The 16,640-nt window shown below is 68.3% G+C and carries 17 protein-coding genes; 10 read left to right on the forward strand and 7 right to left on the reverse strand.

The features are described 5' to 3' along the window. From ACZ50Q_RS06180 to ACZ50Q_RS06190, 3 genes are all read right to left on the reverse strand, one after another. Entirely contained in the window at positions 1-756 is a 756-nt protein-coding gene (locus ACZ50Q_RS06180; protein ID WP_092582452.1) for an amino acid ABC transporter ATP-binding protein, read from the reverse strand. Continuing rightward, positions 753-1,433 (reverse strand): ABC transporter permease subunit, encoded by a 681-nt coding sequence (locus tag ACZ50Q_RS06185; RefSeq protein WP_056327000.1) that lies wholly within the window; start codon positions 1,431-1,433, stop codon positions 753-755. The genes ACZ50Q_RS06180 and ACZ50Q_RS06185 overlap by 4 nt, the downstream gene beginning before the upstream one ends. Positions 1,434-1,545: 112 nt before the next feature. Then, the gene (locus ACZ50Q_RS06190; RefSeq protein ID WP_464080908.1) at positions 1,546-2,328 is read right to left on the reverse strand and encodes an amino acid ABC transporter substrate-binding protein; all 783 of its coding nucleotides are present in this window, start codon (positions 2,326-2,328) and stop codon (positions 1,546-1,548) included. Between the two features lie 211 nt (positions 2,329-2,539). On the opposite strand from ACZ50Q_RS06190, the gene trhA reads away from it, so the two are divergent. Further along, positions 2,540-3,169 carry a PAQR family membrane homeostasis protein TrhA gene (gene trhA, locus ACZ50Q_RS06195; protein WP_076521772.1) on the forward strand — a complete coding sequence of 210 codons (630 nt, stop codon included), beginning with the start codon at positions 2,540-2,542 and terminating at the stop codon, positions 3,167-3,169. A gap of 11 nt (positions 3,170-3,180) precedes the next feature. Here trhA and ACZ50Q_RS06200 read toward each other — a convergent pair whose 3' ends face one another. Continuing rightward, positions 3,181-3,657, reverse strand: a complete 477-nt coding sequence (locus ACZ50Q_RS06200; RefSeq protein WP_092582454.1) for an Lrp/AsnC family transcriptional regulator — start codon at positions 3,655-3,657, stop codon at positions 3,181-3,183. 137 nt (positions 3,658-3,794) lie between these two features. Here ACZ50Q_RS06200 and kynU point away from each other — a divergent pair, with 137 nt between their 5' ends. Both kynU and ACZ50Q_RS06210 read left to right on the forward strand, forming a co-directional pair. Next, the gene (gene kynU / locus ACZ50Q_RS06205; RefSeq protein WP_464080909.1) at positions 3,795-5,045 is read left to right on the forward strand and encodes a kynureninase; all 1,251 of its coding nucleotides are present in this window, start codon (positions 3,795-3,797) and stop codon (positions 5,043-5,045) included. Positions 5,046-5,122: 77 nt separating this feature from the next. Beyond that, a complete protein-coding gene (locus ACZ50Q_RS06210; protein ID WP_092582456.1) occupies positions 5,123-6,529 on the forward strand; it encodes an amino acid permease in 1,407 nt (468 codons plus the stop codon). Positions 6,530-6,559: 30 nt separating this feature from the next. Here the strand turns inward: ACZ50Q_RS06210 and ACZ50Q_RS06215 are convergent, their stop codons facing one another. The 3 genes from ACZ50Q_RS06215 to ACZ50Q_RS06225 all read right to left on the reverse strand — a co-directional run bounded on the left by ACZ50Q_RS06215 (position 6,560) and on the right by ACZ50Q_RS06225 (position 8,348). Further along, positions 6,560-6,970 carry a VOC family protein gene (locus ACZ50Q_RS06215; RefSeq protein ID WP_092582457.1) on the reverse strand — a complete coding sequence of 137 codons (411 nt, stop codon included), beginning with the start codon at positions 6,968-6,970 and terminating at the stop codon, positions 6,560-6,562. Between the two features lie 69 nt (positions 6,971-7,039). Continuing rightward, a complete protein-coding gene (locus ACZ50Q_RS06220) occupies positions 7,040-7,729 on the reverse strand; it encodes a helix-turn-helix transcriptional regulator (protein WP_464080910.1) in 690 nt (229 codons plus the stop codon). Between the two features lie 151 nt (positions 7,730-7,880). Further along, on the reverse strand, positions 7,881-8,348 hold the full coding sequence (locus ACZ50Q_RS06225; RefSeq protein ID WP_076516246.1) for a CopD family protein: 468 nt from the start codon (positions 8,346-8,348) through the stop codon (positions 7,881-7,883). A 211-nt stretch (positions 8,349-8,559) separates the two neighbouring features. Here ACZ50Q_RS06225 and ACZ50Q_RS06230 point away from each other — a divergent pair, with 211 nt between their 5' ends. The 7 genes from ACZ50Q_RS06230 (at position 8,560) to ACZ50Q_RS06260 (ending at position 16,575) form a co-directional block, all read left to right on the forward strand. Beyond that, positions 8,560-9,069 carry a sigma-70 family RNA polymerase sigma factor gene (locus ACZ50Q_RS06230; protein WP_092582459.1) on the forward strand — a complete coding sequence of 170 codons (510 nt, stop codon included), beginning with the start codon at positions 8,560-8,562 and terminating at the stop codon, positions 9,067-9,069. After that, positions 9,048-10,058, forward strand: a complete 1,011-nt coding sequence (locus tag ACZ50Q_RS06235; protein ID WP_464080911.1) for a FecR domain-containing protein — start codon at positions 9,048-9,050, stop codon at positions 10,056-10,058. Before ACZ50Q_RS06230 ends, ACZ50Q_RS06235 begins: the two co-directional genes overlap by 22 nt. Before the next feature lie 135 nt (positions 10,059-10,193). Beyond that, positions 10,194-12,818: a TonB-dependent receptor gene (locus tag ACZ50Q_RS06240; protein ID WP_464080912.1), complete on the forward strand. Its 2,625-nt coding sequence runs from the start codon at positions 10,194-10,196 to the stop codon at positions 12,816-12,818. A gap of 79 nt (positions 12,819-12,897) precedes the next feature. After that, on the forward strand, positions 12,898-13,944 hold the full coding sequence (locus tag ACZ50Q_RS06245) for a hemin-degrading factor (protein WP_464080913.1): 1,047 nt from the start codon (positions 12,898-12,900) through the stop codon (positions 13,942-13,944). Positions 13,945-13,962: 18 nt separating this feature from the next. After that, entirely contained in the window at positions 13,963-14,793 is an 831-nt protein-coding gene (locus tag ACZ50Q_RS06250; protein WP_464080914.1) for a heme/hemin ABC transporter substrate-binding protein, read from the forward strand. A 49-nt stretch (positions 14,794-14,842) separates the two neighbouring features. Next, the gene (locus tag ACZ50Q_RS06255; RefSeq protein WP_464081956.1) at positions 14,843-15,790 is read left to right on the forward strand and encodes a FecCD family ABC transporter permease; all 948 of its coding nucleotides are present in this window, start codon (positions 14,843-14,845) and stop codon (positions 15,788-15,790) included. After that, positions 15,787-16,575 carry a heme ABC transporter ATP-binding protein gene (locus tag ACZ50Q_RS06260; protein ID WP_464080915.1) on the forward strand — a complete coding sequence of 263 codons (789 nt, stop codon included), beginning with the start codon at positions 15,787-15,789 and terminating at the stop codon, positions 16,573-16,575. The genes ACZ50Q_RS06255 and ACZ50Q_RS06260 overlap by 4 nt, the downstream gene beginning before the upstream one ends. The last annotated feature ends 65 nt before the right edge of the window (positions 16,576-16,640 follow it).

Raw genomic sequence — 16,640 nt, forward strand, 5'->3', positions numbered from 1 at the left:
CTAGATCGCGGCTTCCTGCGTCAGCGTCGACACGAACGCCGCGGTGCGCGAATCGGCGGGGCGCGTGAATACGGTGCGGGAATCCCCGGCTTCGACCACCACGCCATCCAGCAGGAATACCACTTCGCGCGAGACGCTGGCGGCCAGCCGAAGGTCATGCGTGGCCATCAGCATGGTCATGCCTTCCGCGGCCAGCTGGCGCAGCACGTCGACCACTTCGGCGGCCAGTCCGGGGTCCAGCGCCGAGGTCGGCTCGTCGCAAAGCAGCACGCGCGGCGCGGGCGCCAGCGCGCGGGCGATGGCCACGCGCTGCTGCTGGCCGCCCGACAGGTTGGCCGGCCAGGCGTCCGCCTTTTCCAGCATGCCCACTTTGCGCAGCAGTTCCTCGGCCCGCGCGCGGGCGCGGTCGGCGGGCCATTTCTGCACCGTCACCAGGCCCTCCATGACGTTGGCCACGACGGTCTGGTGCGGAAAGAGCTGGAAATTCTGGAACACCATGCCCGTCTGCTTGCGCACGGCCTGGACCTGCTCGCGCGCGAGCTTGCGTCCGGGTTCGAAATCGACCGTCTCGGGTCCGATCTCAAGGCGGCCGCGGTCGGGGACTTCCAGCAGGTTCACGCAGCGCAGCAGCGTGCTCTTGCCGCTGCCCGACGGGCCGATCAGCGCGGTGACGCTGCCTTCGTCGATCTGCACATCCACCTGCTTGAGCACGGGATTGCCGCCGAAGGACTTTTCGATTTTTTCAAGGCGGATCATCGGGTCTTCTCGCTGAACATGGCGTGCTGGCCGAAGCGCCGCTCCAGCCGCACCTGCGCCGCCGACAACACGGAACTGAATGCCAGGTAGATCAGTGCGGCCTCGGTATAGAGGATCAGCGGCTCATAGGTGACGGCGGCGATGCGCTGCGCGGCCTGGAAGATCTCGGGCACCGTCAGCACGGCGGCCAGCGAGGTGTCCTTGACCAGCGCGATGAAGGAATTGGACAGCGGCGGCACGGCCACGCGGGCGGCCTGCGGCAGGATGGTGCGGCGCAGGGCCTGGCCGCGCGTCATGCTGAGCGAATAGGCCGCTTCCCATTGGCCCTTGGTGATGGATTCGATCGCGCCGCGGATCACCTCGGAGTTGTAGGCGCCGACGTTCAGCGTGAAGCCGATCAGCGCGGCGGGCAGGGGATCCAGCACGATGCCCACGCTGGGCAGGCCGTAAAAGATGACGAAGAGCTGCACCAGCAGCGGGGTGCCGCGGATGAGCCAGACATAGAAGCGCACCACCGCCACCAGCGGCGCGGGGCCGAACAGGCGGATGAGCGCCACCACGAAGGCGAGCGCCAGGCCCAGCGCAAAGGACATCAGCGTGAGCGGCACCGTGAACACCAGCCCCGCATGCAGCAGCGGCCAGAACGAATCCGCCATGAGCTGCACCCAGGCCGGCACTGTCCATTCGCCTATTTTTGCCAGCAGCCAGTCGGGCAGGAGGGCGTGCAGCCAGGTGGGCAGCGTCATGGGCGCTCCTATTGCTTATAGGCTTATAGCGGCTTATTGCGGCTTATTGCGTGGACAGGTCCGTGCCGAAGTATTTGACCGAGATGGTCTTGTACGTGCCGTCGGCCTTCATGTCGGCCAGCGCCTTGTCGATGGCGGCCTTGAGTTCCGGATTGCCTTTGCGGATCAGCACGCCGGAATTGCTGAATTCCGCCGTCTTGTCCGTGGCCGCGATCTTCACGCGGGCGTTGGGCTTCTGCTTCTTGAAGTCCAGGAAGGACAGGTTGTCGTTGACCGTGGCTTCGACGCGGCCGGAGGTCAGCAGGTCGATGGCCTCGTTGAAGCCCTGCACGGCGACCACTTCCGCGCCGTGGCTCTGCGCCAGCTTGCCGAAGTTGCTGGTCAGCGTATTGGCGGACTTCTTGCCCTTCAGGTCCGCGAAGGACTTGATGCTGGTGTTGTCGTCGCGCACGATCAGCACGGCGGCGGACGAGATGTAGGGATCGGAAAAATCGTACTTGGCGCGGCGCGCCTCGGTGATGCCCACCTGGTTGATGACCGCGTCGTAGCGCTTGGCGTCCAGTCCCGCGATGAGACCGTCCCACTTGCCTTCCACGAACTGCGCCTTTACGCCCAGGCGTTCGGCGATGGCACGGCCGATGTCCACGTCAAAGCCGGTCAACTGGCCGGAGGCATCGTGGTACGTGAAGGGGGCGTAGGTGCCCTCGGTGCCGATCTTGAACACGCCCGCGGATTTGATCTGGTCCAGCCCGGACTGGGCGTGGGCGGCGGACAGCGCGGCGGCCTGCACGAGGCCGGCGACGAGAAGCGTACGGAAGAGTTTCATGGCAATGCTCCACGGATGATCACGGTGGAGAGCATGTGGGCCTGCAATGCCCTCCGGCGTAGCCGCACTCTAACAACCGGCCTATTTTTCCACAAAGCATATGGAATAGTAAAAATATAGCTACAGGTCATATGACGGCGCTTGTCCCGCTTCTGTCACACATGCCCGCCATGATGGCGGGCACCGGCATGGAGCCGGGGCGGGGGCGCACATGCAGCATGGCGAACGACTCAATGGCGTGACCCATTTGACCGGGCTGGCGCTGGCGGTGCTGGCGTCCGGCGCATTGCTCACGCGCGCGGCCGAATTGCGGGTGGACACGCGCCAGATCATCGGCTGCGCCGTGTTCGCGGCGTCGATGATCGCGGTGTATGCGTCGTCGGCCCTGTTTCACTGTTCGCAGGGCCGCCGCAAGGCGATGTGGGCCAAGGCGGACCACTGCGCGATCTATCTGCTGATCGCCGGCACTTATACGCCGCTGGCGTTCGGTCCGGTGGACCATGGCTGGGGCGCGGCGATGGGCGTGGCGATCTGGCTGCTGGCCTTCGTGGGCATCAGCCGCGAACTCTGGTGGGCGCGCGGCGCCCCGCCGGCCTTGCCGCTGTACCTGGCGATGGGCTGGCTGGGCGTGGCGTTCGCCGCGCCGATCGCGGGCGCGCTATCCACGGCGGGACTGGCCTGGCTGCTCGCGGGCGCGGCCATCTACACCACGGGCACGCTGTTCTACGCGAACGACAAGCGTTGGCGCCACGCGCACGGCATCTGGCATCTTTTCGTCATGGCCGGCACGGCCTGCCACTTCGTGACGGTTTTCGGTTTCCTGGAACACGCGCCCGCCTAGCGGCGCGGCGGCTACTGCCGCCAGGCGGACAAGGGCAGCATGCCTTCGCGGCTTTTCACTTTGCGCATGACGATGTGCGAGCACAGGTCGCGCACGCCGGCCAGTTTGCTGAGCTTGTCCTCCACGAAGGTCGAGAACGCGGCCAGATTGCGCGTGCGCACGGTCAGGATGTAGTTGGAAGCGCCCGTAACGATGCTGGCCTCGGTGATTTCGTCGTGCAGCGCGATGCCGGCCAGGAATTCTTCGTGCCAGCCCACGCGCGACTGGTCCAGCGACACATGGACGATGGCCTCCAGTTCAAAGCCGAGTTTTTCGGCGTCCAGCACCGCGCGATAGCCCCGGATGAGGCCCGCTTCCTCCAGCGCGCGCACGCGGCGCAGGCAGGCCGACGGCGACAGCGCCACCTGCTCGGCCAGGTCCTGGTTGCTGAGGTGGCCGTCTTCCTGCAGGCGGGCAAGAATGCGCCGGTCTATGGCGTCGATCTGCATGGCGCAATCCAATTCTGAAAATGGCGAATGGATGCAATTTAATGCGGAAAACCCGGGTAAGTCACGACCGATTTTGCAATTTATCGGCACCTGCGCGCTGATAGTATTTAACGCGAAACCGCTAGAAGGAACGGAACATGAACACTCGCGAAGCCTGCGTGAACGCCGACCGCCAGGATCCCCTGGCCCCCTTGAAAGACCAGTTCGAGCTGCCGCCCGGCGTGCTCTACCTGGACGGCAATTCCCTGGGCGTGCTGCCCAAGACCGCCGCGGCCCGCGCCGCGCAGGTGATCGGCCAGGAATGGGGCTCGGGCCTCATCCGTAGCTGGAACACGGCCGGCTGGTTCGACTTGCCCGCGCGCCTGGGCGACAAGCTGGGCGGCCTGCTGGGCGCGCGCGAGGGCGAACTGGTCGTCACCGACACCACGTCGCTGAATATCTTCAAGGCGCTGGCCGCCGCGCTGCGCATCCAGCAGGCAAAGCACCCGGCGCGCCGCGTCATCCTGTCCGAGCGCGACAACTTCCCCACCGACCTCTACATGATCCAGGGCATGATCGACCTGCTGCAGCAGGGCTACGAAATGCGCCTGATCGACGACGATCTCCCGCTGGACAAGGCGCTGGACGATTCCGTCGCCGTCATGCTGCTGTCCCACGTCAATTACCGAAGCGGCCAGATGCACGATATGGCCGCCGTCACCGCGCAGGCGCATGAGCGCGGCGCGCTGACCATCTGGGACCTGGCCCACGCCGCCGGCGCCGTGCCCGTGGACCTGAACGGCGCCAACGCGGACTTCGCGGTCGGCTGCACGTACAAGTACCTGAACGGCGGCCCGGGGTCGCCGGCCTTCATCTGGGTCGCGCCGCGCCACACGCAGGATTTCTGGCAGCCGCTGTCGGGCTGGTGGGGACACAGCCGCCCGTTCGACATGGCGGTGGCGTATGAGCCCGCGGGCGGCATCCGCCGCTACCTGTGCGGCACCCAGCCCATCGTGTCGCTGTCGCTGGTCGAGTGCGGCCTGGATGTGGCGCACGCGGCCGGCATGGACCAGGTGCGCAAGAAATCGCTGGCGCTGGGCGACCTGTTCATCGACCTGGTCGAATCGCGCTGCGCCGGCCACCCGCTGACGCTCGTGACGCCGCGCACGCACGCCGACCGCGGCAGCCACGTGAGCTTTCGCCATCCCAACGGCTTCGAGGTGATGCAGGCGTTGATCGCGCGCGGCGTGATCGGCGACTACCGCGAGCCCGAAGTGTTGCGCTTCGGTCTCACGCCCCTGTACATCGGTTATGCCGACGTCTGGGACGCGGTCGACATCCTGAAGGACGTGCTGGACACGCGCGCCTGGGACAAGCCCGAGTTCAAGCAGCGCTCCGCCGTGACCTGATCCCTGACGTTGCACCTGGCCGCGCCGGCCTTCCAAGCCGCCATCCCCAATAAAACAGCGCAGTAAAGGAGGAGACAATGCAACAACAGAAAGGATTCGGGCGGATCGCCGAACGCGAGCAGGGGCTCAAGCGCCGCCTGACGTCCGGGCAGATGAGCATGATCGCCATTGGCGGGGCCATCGGCACGGGGCTGTTCCTGGGCAGCAAGTTCGCCATCGGCTTTGCCGGCCCCAGCGTGCTGATCAGCTATGCCATCGGCGGGTTCATCACGCTGCTGCTGATGGCCTGCCTGGCGGAAATGACGGTCGCGCATTCCACGTCGGGCTCCTTCGGCGCCTACGCGGAACACTACATCGGTCCGCTGGCCGGCTTTCTGGTGCGCTATGCGTACTGGTCCTGCGTGGTCCTGGCCGTGGGCACCGAAGTGACGGCGGTGGCCGAGTACATGAGCTTCTGGTTTCCCGGCGTGCCCGGCTGGCAATGGGTGTGCCTGTTTTCGGCGGCGCTCATCGTCATCAATGCAATGAGCGTCAAGGCGTTCGGCACCATCGAATACTGGTTCTCGACCATCAAGATCAGCGCCATCGTCGGCTTCATCATCCTGGGCGCGTATGTGGTGTGGGGCAGCCCGCAGTACGGCGCCGCGCTGTACACCTCGCACGGCGGCTTCTTTCCGAACGGCGTGTGGGGGATGTGGATCGCGGTGGTGATCTCGATCTTCAGTTATCTGAGCGTCGAGATGATCGCCGTGGCGGCGGGCGAAGCCGAGGATCCCGAACGCGCCGTCAAGCAGGCGTTTCGCGCCACCATCATCCGGCTGGTCGTCTTTTATCTGCTGACGCTGGCGCTGATCCTGGCCATCGTGCCGTGGGACGAAGCCGGCAAGGGCGGCAGCCCGTTCGTGAAGGTGATGCAGGCGCTGGAGATTCCGGGCGCGGCCGGCGTCATCAACTTCATCGTGCTGGTGGCGGCCCTGTCGGCCATGAACAGCCAGCTCTACATCACCACCCGCATGATGTTCAGCCTGTCGCGCGCGGGCCATGCGCCGTCGGCGCTGGGCCGGCTGACGCGCAGCGGCACCCCGCTGAACGCGCTGCTGCTGTCCACCAGCGGCATCGCCATCGCCACGGTGCTGAACGTGCTGTATCCCGAGACGGCCTTCACGCTGATGATGGCTATTTCGATGTTCGGCGCGCTGTTCACGTGGATGATGATCTTCGTCACGCACTACTTCTTTCGCCGCCGCTGGGTGCGCGAAGGCGGCGAGCGGCTGTCGTTCCGCATGCCGGGCTTTCCCGTGCTGACGCTGCTGGGCGCGGTGGCGATGCTGGCGATCCTGGTCACCACCTGGTTCACCAGCGTGTTCAAGATGACGCTGGTGTTCGGGGTGCCGTTCCTGCTGTTGCTGGCCGCGCTGTATTACCTGCTGTTCAGGAAACGCGCGCAGGCGGTGGCGCTGAACGCAAGCCGCCAGCAGGCCTGACGCGCGGCGGCGCGGTCTGCGCCCGCCTCGCTAGACGGCGGCAACCGCGCGCTCGGAGCGGGCCGCGACCGGCGGGGACGCGGGGGCAAAGACCCGCAGCCGGTGGCCGTCGGGATCCAGCGCGACGAACGTGCGCCCGAAGTCCATGTCGGTCGGGGCCTGCAGGATCGGCAGTCCGCGCAGGCTCCAGTCCACATGGCGCTGGTCGACGGCGTCGGCATCGGACACGGAGAAGGCCAGTTCGGACGCCCCGCCGCGCCCGGCCGCCGCGGGCGCGGCGGCGTAGCGCGACCACAGGCCCAGCATCAGCCCGGAGTCCAACGCGAACAGCGCGAACGTCGGCGATGCATCAACGGGCGGCCGCTGGAGCAGCGCGCTGTAGAACGCGGCGCTGGCCTGCGGATTTTCCACATACAGGATGACGAAATTGGTGTCTGACATGATGCGCTCCGGGTGATTGACGCGCTCATGATAGGCAGGGGTGCTGTCAGTTTTTGGCAGTAGCGTACGTCAGTCTTTGCGCGCCTCGTGCTCCAGCGCGCGCCATTCCTTGAGCAGCATGTGCCGGCGTTTGGGGTACCGGTCCGCAATGGCCAGCGTGGCGATGCGGTCGGTGCGGAAATGCCGGAAGTCGCCGCGCAATTCGCACCACGCCATCACCAGGCGCACGCTGTCGAAGAACCCCAGCGCAAACGGCCAGATCACCCGGCTGGAATCGGATCCCTTGTCGTCGCGGTACGTGATGTCCAACTTCTGCTCGGCGCGGATCGCCTGGCGGATCAGCGCCACGTCGACCCGGTCCGTCACCGCGACGGCGCTGGGAGCGACCAGCAGCGGAATGGCGTCCAGCTCGTCGCGCAGCTCCTGCGGCAGCACCGCGCCGATCTTGGCCAGCGCATTGCGGGCCGCCAGGCCCAGGCGCTCGTCCGAGCGGCGGGCCACCCAGCGCGTGCCCAGCACCAGCGCCTCGATCTCTTCGGTGCTGAACATCAGCGGCGGCAGCATGAAGCCGGGCCGCAACACATAGCCGACCCCGGGCTCGCCCTCGATCTCCGCGCCCTGGCATTGCAGCGTGGCGATGTCGCGATACAGGGTGCGCAGGCTGATGCCCATCTCGGCCGCAAGCCGGTGACCGCTGACGGGCAGGCGGTGGCGGCGCAGGGTCTGGAGGAGCTCCAGGAGGCGTTCGGTGCGGGACATGGGGCGGGCGGAAGAGGGACGCCGCAATACTGCCATGAATTGGCAGCAGGCGGTGGTCAACAGATCCGGAACGGCTGGATGCAATGCCGCGGGCATTCCCCAAGGCCGACGCCGGCGGCCATGCCGCGCCAGGCCGCGCGGGTTCCGCCCGCTACACCAGGAAAACGACGGCGACGATGGCGATCCCGAGCAGCAGGTTCACGCCCACCCAGCGCCGCACGCCGGCCATGGCCCGGCCGCCCGCGGGCCAGTCGGACGCCGCCACGGCCGCGGCCAGGCGCTTGTACAGCGCGAACCGGATGTGGCCGTAGATGGCCATCATGACGATGCCGCCCGAGGCCATCAGCGTCCAGCTCCTGGGCATGAAGAAGGCGCCGCCCGTCTGCGCCGCCTGGCTGGCGGCCAGGCCGATCATTCCGGCGCCGGTCAGCAGAATCAGGGCGATGGCCGCCATCACGGCGTCCAGGAAAGGCCCCAGCACCGAGGACATGAGTGTCAGCCGAACGGGGGGCTCCAGCTTCGCGGCCGCCGGCCGCAGGAAACAGTGGGCGAAGAACATGCCGCCCACCCAGAGGATCACGGCGATGACGTGGACGAACTGCAGGACGGCGTAGAGCATGAGGTCAGCCTGTGGAAAGCGGCGCCGCGGGAGGCGGGCACCGTACGGATGATATCTCCGCAAGGCCGGCGCGCGGACTTGACCAGGATCAGGGTTTTGCATTTAGAATGAGATTGATTTCTATTTGTAGTTGTGATTTTTGTCGTTGTGATTTTTGTCGTTGTGATTTTTAGCGTTGTGATTTTTATCGTTGTGAGTCAGGGAGCCATCCGTGCCAAATTCCGTGCTCGCCTCGGGCGATGCCGTCAATCTCCTGTATCGCGCCCATCACGGGTGGCTGCACGGGTGGCTGCGCGCCAAGCTGGGCAATAGCTTCGATGCCGCCGATCTTGCGCAGGATACGTTCGTGCGCGTGCTGCGCCACCGCCACGAGCTGGATGCGCTGCGCGAGCCGCGCGCCTACCTGACCACGATCGCCAAGCGCCTGCTCTTGAACCACCATCGCCGCCGCTCGGTGGAGCAGGCCTATCTCGAGGCCCTGGCCTTGATGCCCGAGGCGCTGGTTCCCTCCGCGGAGCAGCGCCTCATCATCCTGGAGACGCTGCAGGAAATCGAAGAGATGCTGGCGGGCCTGTCGCTGCCCGCCCGCCAGGCGTTCCTGATGGCGCAACTGGAAGGCCTGAGCCACGGCGAGATCGCCGCCAGGCTCAACGTGTCGCTGCGCACCGTGCACCGCTACATCACCAAGGGATACGAGCAATGCATCATGGCGGTGATGTGAGCCCCCAGGCCGACGCGGCCGGCGAGCTGCCGGCCGTCGAGCGCAACGTCGCGCGCGAAGCCGCGCGCTGGCTCTTGCGGCTGAGCTCGGGACGGGCCACGGACGCGGACGTGCATGCCTGCGACCAGTGGCGCGCCAGCAAGGCCGAACACGAATACGCCTGGCAGCGGGCGCAGCGGGTGAATGCGCGCTTCGGGCTGATTCCGTCGGCGCTGGGCATGGCGACCCTGGATCGTCCGGATCTCAAGCGCCGCCGCGCCGCCTTGAAGACGCTGGTGGCCCTGGTGGTGGCGGGACCGGCGGGCTGGGCGGCCTGGCGCGCCGATCCCCTGGACTGGAGCGCCGACTACCGGAGCGTGGTGGGCGAACGGCGCGACGTCAAGCTGGCCGACGGGTCCACCCTGCACTTGAACACGTCCAGCGCCGTCGACGTGCTGTTCGACGACGCAACGCGGCTGCTGCGGCTGCGCGGCGGAGAGATCGCCGTCCATGCCGTCGCGGACCCGGCCAGCCACCCGCGGCCATTCATCGTGCGCACGCGGCTCGGGGACATCGAGGCGCAGGCGTCGCGATTCTGTGTGCGCCAGGAGGGCGGGCGCTGCCAGCTCAGCGTGCAGGAAGGCCGCGTGCGCGTCAGCAGCCCCGCGCAGCCGGGCCGCTTCGTCAGCGTTTCGGCGGGCGAGCAGAGCAGCCTGTCGGCCGACGGCGCCGCGGCGGCGACGCCGGCCGACCCGCATGCCAGCGATTGGCTGCGCGGCGTGCTGTACGCCAGCGCGCTGCGGCTGGATGCGTTTGCGGCGGAACTGGGCCGCTACCGGCAGGGCATCCTGCGCTGCGATCCCGAGATTGCGCACCTGCGCATCTCGGGCGCGTTCCAGTTGCACGACACCGACGCGGTGCTGGCGGCCCTGCCGGCCACCCTGCCGGTGCAGGTGCGCTATCGCACGCCGTACTGGGTGACGATCGTTGCGCGCGAGGCGGCGGCGTGACGGCGGCGCGGGCGACGGGCTTTTTTGGCCGCGCGCAAAAAAACTTTTGAAAATGCTGTCCGGTTCTGAATTCCCGAGGGTCATGGTCTGTATAGGCACACGGATGCCGATACCTGTTGGATCGAAAGGACGACCATGGCTTACTTCCCCGTCGGCCGCGCAAGCGGCTCCCGACCAGCCCGAGGCGCGCAATGCCGGCTGACCCGTCTTACCGCCGCGGTGCATGCCGCGCTGGCCCTGGCCGCGGCATCCGCCGCGATGCTGCCGATGGCGGCGGCGCAGGCGCAGGGAACGGCGGCCGCGCAGGCGGGAGCACGCGGCTACAGCATCCCGGCGGGGGCGCTGGCCGACGCATTGCCGCGCTTTGCGGACAGCGCGGGCGTGACGGTGCTGTTCGACGCGGCGCTGGTGGGACAACGCCGCACCGCGGGGCTGCAGGGAGAATATTCCGTGCATGAAGGCTTCTCACGTCTTCTGGCGGGCAGCGGCCTGGGCGTGCAGGAGCGCAGCGCGGGCGTGTTCGTGCTGCAGGCCCTGCCTCAGGGCGGCGTGACGCAGCTCGCGCCGGTCCTGATCGACGGGGAGGCCGCGGTCATCACGCCGGCCTGGACCACCACCACTGACCGCCGCCGCCTGGACGACCTGCAGATCCGGAGCTGGACCGACCTGAGCCGGCGCGCCGAACCCGGCGTGAGCTTCAATCGCCAGACCAACAGCATCAACATCCGCGGCCTGGATCAGGACCGGGTGCTGACCCGCGTCGATGGCATCCGTCTGCCCTGGCTGGACGACGGCGCGCGCGGCGTGAAGGGCGGGCTGGAAGCCGTGGATTTCAACAGCCTGTCGCGCCTGGACATCGTTCGCGGCGCGGACGCGACCGGCGGCGGCTCGGGCGCGATTTCCGGCATCGCCGACCTGCACACCCTGAATCCCGCGGATCTGCTGGGCGGTGGCAAGCGCTTCGGCGCGCTGGCCAAGACCGACTATGACTCCGCCGACAGCAGTTGGGGCGCCAACGCCGCGCTGGCCGGCCAGATCCACAGCAACACGTTCTGGCTGGTGCAGGCCGGCGTGCGCAACGGGCACGAACTGGACAACCGCGGCGAGGTCGGCGGCTATGGTCCCAACCGCAGCAAGCCCAGCCCCGAGGACTACGACCAGCGCAGCTTCCTGATGAAGCTGCAGCAGCGCGTGGACGGCGCCCATCTTTTCGGCCTGACGGGCGAATACTTCAAGCGCGACGCCGACATCGACAGCAAATGGGAGCAGGGCCCCGGCACCAGCTACCTGATCGGCGAAAACAGCACCCGCAAGGAAACCGAGCGCGAGCGCGTGTCGTTCGACTACACGTACACCGCGCCGGATTCCGGCGGCCTCATCGACACGGCCAACGCGGTGGTGTATTGGCAGCGCGTGCGCCTGGACAACTCGCAGAACGGCATCCGCGGCGTCGACGCGCGCGCCCGCATCATTCCGGGCGACCCGTTCCGCTACGGCTTTCCCAACGGTCCGTATGGCCGCAGCAATTCGATCCAGCAGACCTTGTTCGGCGCCAGCACCGAATTCACCAAGCGCATCGCGGGGGATTCGGTGGCGCAGCTATGGTCTTTCGGCGGCGAGTGGTACGGCAACAAGACCGAGCAGAATTCCAGCGGCTACGACAACTGCCCCGCGATCCGTCCCGGCACGCCCGCGCCATTCGGCCCGCGCGCCTGCGACATGCTGCACACCAACCAGGCCGACGTGCCGCAATCCAAGGGCAACCAGTGGGCGCTGTGGGTGCAGGACGAGTTCAGCTTTGCCGACGGACGCTACACGCTGGCGCCGGCCGTGCGCTACGACCATTACGAGCAACGGCCGCAGTCCAGCGCCAGCTACGAAAGCAATCCGAACGCGGGCGCGCTGCCGCCGACCAACAGCGGCAGCCGTTTTTCGCCCAAGCTGCTGGCCACGTGGCGGGCGGCCGACCAGCTCAGCCTCTATGCGCAATACGCCTATGGCTTCAAGGCCCCCAGCGCCACGCAGCTCTACACCAACTATGGCGGCCCCGGCACGTACCTGCGCGTGGGCAATCCGTACCTGAAGCCCGAAACCAGCAAGGGCTGGGAACTGGGCGCCAAGATCGGTTCCGACGACCTGGGCGGTGCGGTATCGTTGTTTGATAATCGTTATCAGAACTTCATCGATGGCGATGTGCCGCTCAATCCCGATTCGCCGCAGTGGCAGCCGGGGTGGGCGGGGCAGTATCCGCTGGGCGTGACGGGCAACGTCAACCGCGCCAAGGTCCGCATCTACGGCGCCGAGGCGAGCGCGCACTGGAAGTTCGCGCCGGGCTGGCGCACCTGGGGCTCGCTGGCGTGGGCGGTGGGCAAGGACGAGGGCACGGGGCAGTACCTGAATTCCGTGGCGCCGCTCAAGGCGGTGCTCGGCGTGGGTTATGGCCGCGACGTGTGGGGCGTGGATGCGATGCTCACCACGGCAATGCAGCGCAACAAGGTCGAATATCCGGAGGCCTCGGCCGATGCGCCCAACCCCGATTTCAAGGCGCCGGGCTATGGCGTGGTCGACCTGATGGGGTACTGGCGTCCGGCCGCGGTGAAGGGATTGCAGGTGCAGGCTGGGGTGTTCAACCTCTTCGACAAGAAGTACTGGGAGGCCATCAACGTGCCGACCGCGGGCGCCACCGCGATTCCGCGCACGGTCGACTGGTACACGGAACCGGGACGCAGCGTGCGCGTTTCGCTGACGTATCAATATTGAGTTCGGTCCGCCGCCGTTCGGCGCTGACCGGACCGGCGGCGGTTTTCAGCAATGGTTTGCACTGGCCGGAGGGCCTACGATGACGAATACCGATTTCACGATCCGCGCTGAAGCATTGCGCGCCCGCAACGAGGCCCTGGCCGCCTCCCAACCCGGGCTGCGCGCCCGCAACCTGGCCCAGGCGCTGGGCGTATCCGAAGCCGAGTGGGTGGCCGCGGGCTGTGGCGGCGTGAAGGCCACCGCGCTGCACGGCACGCCGCAGGAGATCTTCCGCGAACTGGGCACGCTGGGCGAGGTCATGGCGCTGACGCGCAACGACTGGTGTGTGCACGAACGCCACGGCAGGTACGAGGACATCCAGGCCGAAGGTCCGGTGGGCCTGGTGCTGGGACCGGACATCGACCTGCGCGTGTTCTTCACCGCGTGGAAGTCGGCCTGGGCGGTCGAGCAGGACGGGCGCCACAGCCTGCAGTTCTTCGACGGCGCGGGCGTCGCGGTGCACAAGGTGTACCGCACCGATGCCACCGATGCGGCCGCGTATGACGCGCTGGTCGCGCGGTTCGCGGGCGAATCTCAATGGCCCGTGGCGCAGCCCTACGCGCCGTCCGCCGATGCCGGGCAGGTCGAGGACGCGCAGGCCTGGCGCGAAGCCTGGCTGGGCATGAAGGACACGCACGAATTCTTCCCGCTGCTGCGCAAGTTCAAGGTGTCGCGCCTGGCGGCCCTGGCGGCGGCCGGCGAAGACCTGGCGCAGCCGGTGCCGGCCGACGCCGTGGAACGCATGCTGCAATCGGCGTCGGAATCGGGCCTGCGCATCATGTGCTTCGTGGGCAACCGCGGCATGATCCAGATCCACTCCGGCCCCGTGCAGTCGCTGCGCCGCACCGGTCCGTGGTTCAACGTGCTGGACCCGACATTCAACCTGCACCTGGATACGACGGCCATCGCCTCGGCGTGGGTGGTCAACAAGCCTACGGCGGACGGCTGGGTGACCTCGCTGGAGGTGTACGCCGCCACCGGCGACCTGATCGTGCAGTTCTTTGGCGAACGCAAGCCGGGCAAGCCGGAACTGGCGCCATGGCGCGAACTCATGGTTGGCCTGTGCAGCGCCCCGCTGGCCGCTTGAGCACATGAGGAAATGGCGATGAAAAAATGGTTGGCAGGGTTGGCGTGGATGCTGGCGGCAAGCGCGCAGGCGGCGCCGCCCGAGCGGGTCGTGACGCTGGGCGGCAGCGTGACCGAGATCGTGTATCGGCTGGGGCAGGGCGGCAAGCTGGTGGGAGACGATCTGTCCAGCCTGTACCCGGAGGCCGCGACCAAGCTGCCGCGCGTCGGCTATTACCGCGCGGTGCCGGTCGAGGGCGTGCTGGCGCTCCAGCCCGACCTGGTGCTGGCGTCCGAGCAGGCGGGGCCGCCCGACGCCCTCAAGCGCCTGGGCGAGGTCGGCGTGCGCATCGTCACCGTGCCGGATTCGCCGTCGGTGGAGTCGCTGAAGGCGCGCATCCGCAACATTGCCGACGCGCTCGACGCGGCGCCGGCGGGCGAAGCCCTGGTGTCCGAGATCACCCGCGACCTCCAGGCGGTCGAGGCGATTCCCGGCACCGGCGCGCGCGCGATCCTGCTGCTCAACCGCACCGGCACGCTGCAGGGCGCGGGCGGCGGCACGGCCGCCAACGAGGTCATGACGATGGCGGGACTGGTCAACGTGCTGAAGGACCAGCATGGCTACAAGCCGGTGTCCGCCGAGGCCGTCAGCGCGCTGGCGCCCGAAGTGATCGTCGTGACCCGCACGTCGCTGGACGCGTCGGGCGGCCTGGACAAGCTGCTGGCCCAGCCGGGCATCGCGTCCACGCCCGCCGCCGCGCGCAAGCGCGTCATCGTCATGGACGACCTGCTGCTACTGGGCATGGGCCCGCGCCTGCCGTTGGCGCTGACCGAACTCAAGCGGGAGGCGGCCGGTGTCATGGGGCATTAGCGCCAAGCGCGCACCCGCGCCGCTGGCGCTGGCGGCGCTGGCGGCGGGCCTGCTGCTGGTGGCGCTGGCCGCGAGCAGCAGCGGCGCCGTGCAGATTCCCTTGCGCGACATCCCCGCGCTGCTGTGGGGCCAGCCGACGGCCGGGGACGCGCTCTGGCGCAACGTGCTGATCGACATCCGGCTGCCCCGCGTGCTGTTCGCCATGGTGGCGGGCGCCGCGCTGGCCATATCGGGCGCGGCGATGCAGGCCCTGTTCCGCAATCCCTTGGCCGAGCCCGGCCTGATCGGGATTTCGGCGGGGGGCTCGCTGGGCGCGGTGGCCGCCATCGTGCTGACCTCGGGCGGATTCTGGGTGCTGGCGCCGGCCGCCTTTGCGGGCAGCCTGCTCGCCACCTTCTGCGCCTATGCGCTGGGCCGCCGCGTGCCCGGCGTGGCCGGCCTGCTGCTGGCGGGCATCGCCATCAACGCGGTGGCCGGGGCCATGATCGGCCTGTTCACCTTCGTGGCCAACGATGCCCAGTTGCGCGACCTGACGTTCTGGACCATGGGCAGCCTGGCCGGCGCGAAGTGGTCGCTGCTGGCGTTCCTGGGGCCCTGGGTGTTGCTGATGTCCTGGTGGCTGATGCGCCAGTGGCGCGTGATGAACGCCCTGCTGCTGGGCGAGCGCGAAGCGCAGCACCTGGGCTATGCGCTCAAGCGCGTGCGCGCGCAACTGGTGCTGGCCTGCGCGCTGATCGTGGGACCGCTGGTGGCCGCGACGGGCGGCATCGGCTTCGTGGGCCTGGTGGTGCCGCACCTGGTGCGCATGACGCTGGGCGCCAACCACCGCTGGCTGCTGCCCGCCTGCGTGCTGGGCGGCGCGCTGGCGCTGACGCTGGCCGACTGGCTGGCGCGGGTGGCGGTGGTGCCGGCCGAACTGCCGATCGGGCTGGTGACCAGCCTGGTGGGCGGTCCCTTTTTCTTGTGGCTGCTGGCGCGCGGCCGGAGGCATGGATGATGCTCGCGGCCGAGAACCTCATACTGACGCGCGGCGGCAACCGCATCCTGGACCAGGTGTCGCTCGCGGTGCGGCCCGGCGAAGTGGTGGGCCTGCTGGGCGCCAACGGCGCGGGCAAGTCGACGCTGCTGGGCGCGATGTCCGCCGAACTGGCGCCCGAGTCCGGCACGGTGCGGCTGGGCGACGCCGATGTGCAGGGGCTGGGCCACCGGCAACAGGCCCGGCGGCGCGCCGTGCTGCCGCAAAAGCCCGGCCTCGCCTTTGACCTGGAGGTGCGCGAGGTGGTGGCGATGGGCGCCTATCCCTTTCCGGAGCTGTCGCCCGCGCAGGTGGAGGCGCTGGTCGAGCAGGCGCTGGGCTGGGCCGACGTGACCCACCTGAACGCGCGGCGCTATCCCGAACTTTCCGGCGGCGAACAGCAGCGCGTGCAGTTCGCCCGCGTCCTGGTGCAGTGCAAGGCGGCGCGCGTGGACGGCGAGCCGCGCTATTTGCTGCTGGACGAGCCCACCGCCAGCCTGGACCCCAGGCACCAGGGCGACCTGCTGCGCGTGGCGGCGGGCCTGGCCCATGCCGGCGATACGGGGGTACTGGTGATCCTGCATGACATGAACCTCGCGGCGCGCTGGTGCGACCGCCTGCTGCTGCTCTGCGGCGGCCGCGAAATCGCGGCGGGCGCGCCGGCGCAGGTGCTGACGCCGAAGAACCTGCACCTGGCCTACGGCATCGACGCCCACGTCATGCCCCATCCCCTGCAGCCGGATCGGCTGCTCGTGGTGACGGCCTGACGGCCTGACGGCACGTCGGCGTGACGCGGCGCGCGGGGCCGGTAAAATGGCGGGCATTGCATTGC

The organism is Achromobacter sp. T5-5 (genome assembly GCF_055397965.1).

Bases quoted from the DNA above. Each gene is read 5' to 3' on its own strand.
- ACZ50Q_RS06180 (WP_092582452.1), bottom strand. From the start codon at position 756: ATGATCCGCCTTGAAAAAATCGAAAAGTCCTTCGGCGGCAATCCCGTG.
- ACZ50Q_RS06190 (WP_464080908.1), bottom strand. From the start codon at position 2,328: ATGAAACTCTTCCGTACGCTTCTCGTCGCCGGCCTCGTGCAGGCCGCC.
- trhA (WP_076521772.1), top strand. From the start codon at position 2,540: ATGCAGCATGGCGAACGACTCAATGGCGTGACCCATTTGACCGGGCTG.
- ACZ50Q_RS06200 (WP_092582454.1), bottom strand. From the start codon at position 3,657: ATGCAGATCGACGCCATAGACCGGCGCATTCTTGCCCGCCTGCAGGAA.
- kynU (WP_464080909.1), top strand. From the start codon at position 3,795: ATGAACACTCGCGAAGCCTGCGTGAACGCCGACCGCCAGGATCCCCTG.
- ACZ50Q_RS06210 (WP_092582456.1), top strand. From the start codon at position 5,123: ATGCAACAACAGAAAGGATTCGGGCGGATCGCCGAACGCGAGCAGGGG.
- ACZ50Q_RS06215 (WP_092582457.1), bottom strand. From the start codon at position 6,970: ATGTCAGACACCAATTTCGTCATCCTGTATGTGGAAAATCCGCAGGCC.
- ACZ50Q_RS06220 (WP_464080910.1), bottom strand. From the start codon at position 7,729: ATGTCCCGCACCGAACGCCTCCTGGAGCTCCTCCAGACCCTGCGCCGC.
- ACZ50Q_RS06225 (WP_076516246.1), bottom strand. From the start codon at position 8,348: ATGCTCTACGCCGTCCTGCAGTTCGTCCACGTCATCGCCGTGATCCTC.
- ACZ50Q_RS06235 (WP_464080911.1), top strand. From the start codon at position 9,048: ATGCATCATGGCGGTGATGTGAGCCCCCAGGCCGACGCGGCCGGCGAG.
- ACZ50Q_RS06240 (WP_464080912.1), top strand. From the start codon at position 10,194: ATGGCTTACTTCCCCGTCGGCCGCGCAAGCGGCTCCCGACCAGCCCGA.
- ACZ50Q_RS06245 (WP_464080913.1), top strand. From the start codon at position 12,898: ATGACGAATACCGATTTCACGATCCGCGCTGAAGCATTGCGCGCCCGC.
- ACZ50Q_RS06250 (WP_464080914.1), top strand. From the start codon at position 13,963: ATGAAAAAATGGTTGGCAGGGTTGGCGTGGATGCTGGCGGCAAGCGCG.
- ACZ50Q_RS06260 (WP_464080915.1), top strand. From the start codon at position 15,787: ATGATGCTCGCGGCCGAGAACCTCATACTGACGCGCGGCGGCAACCGC.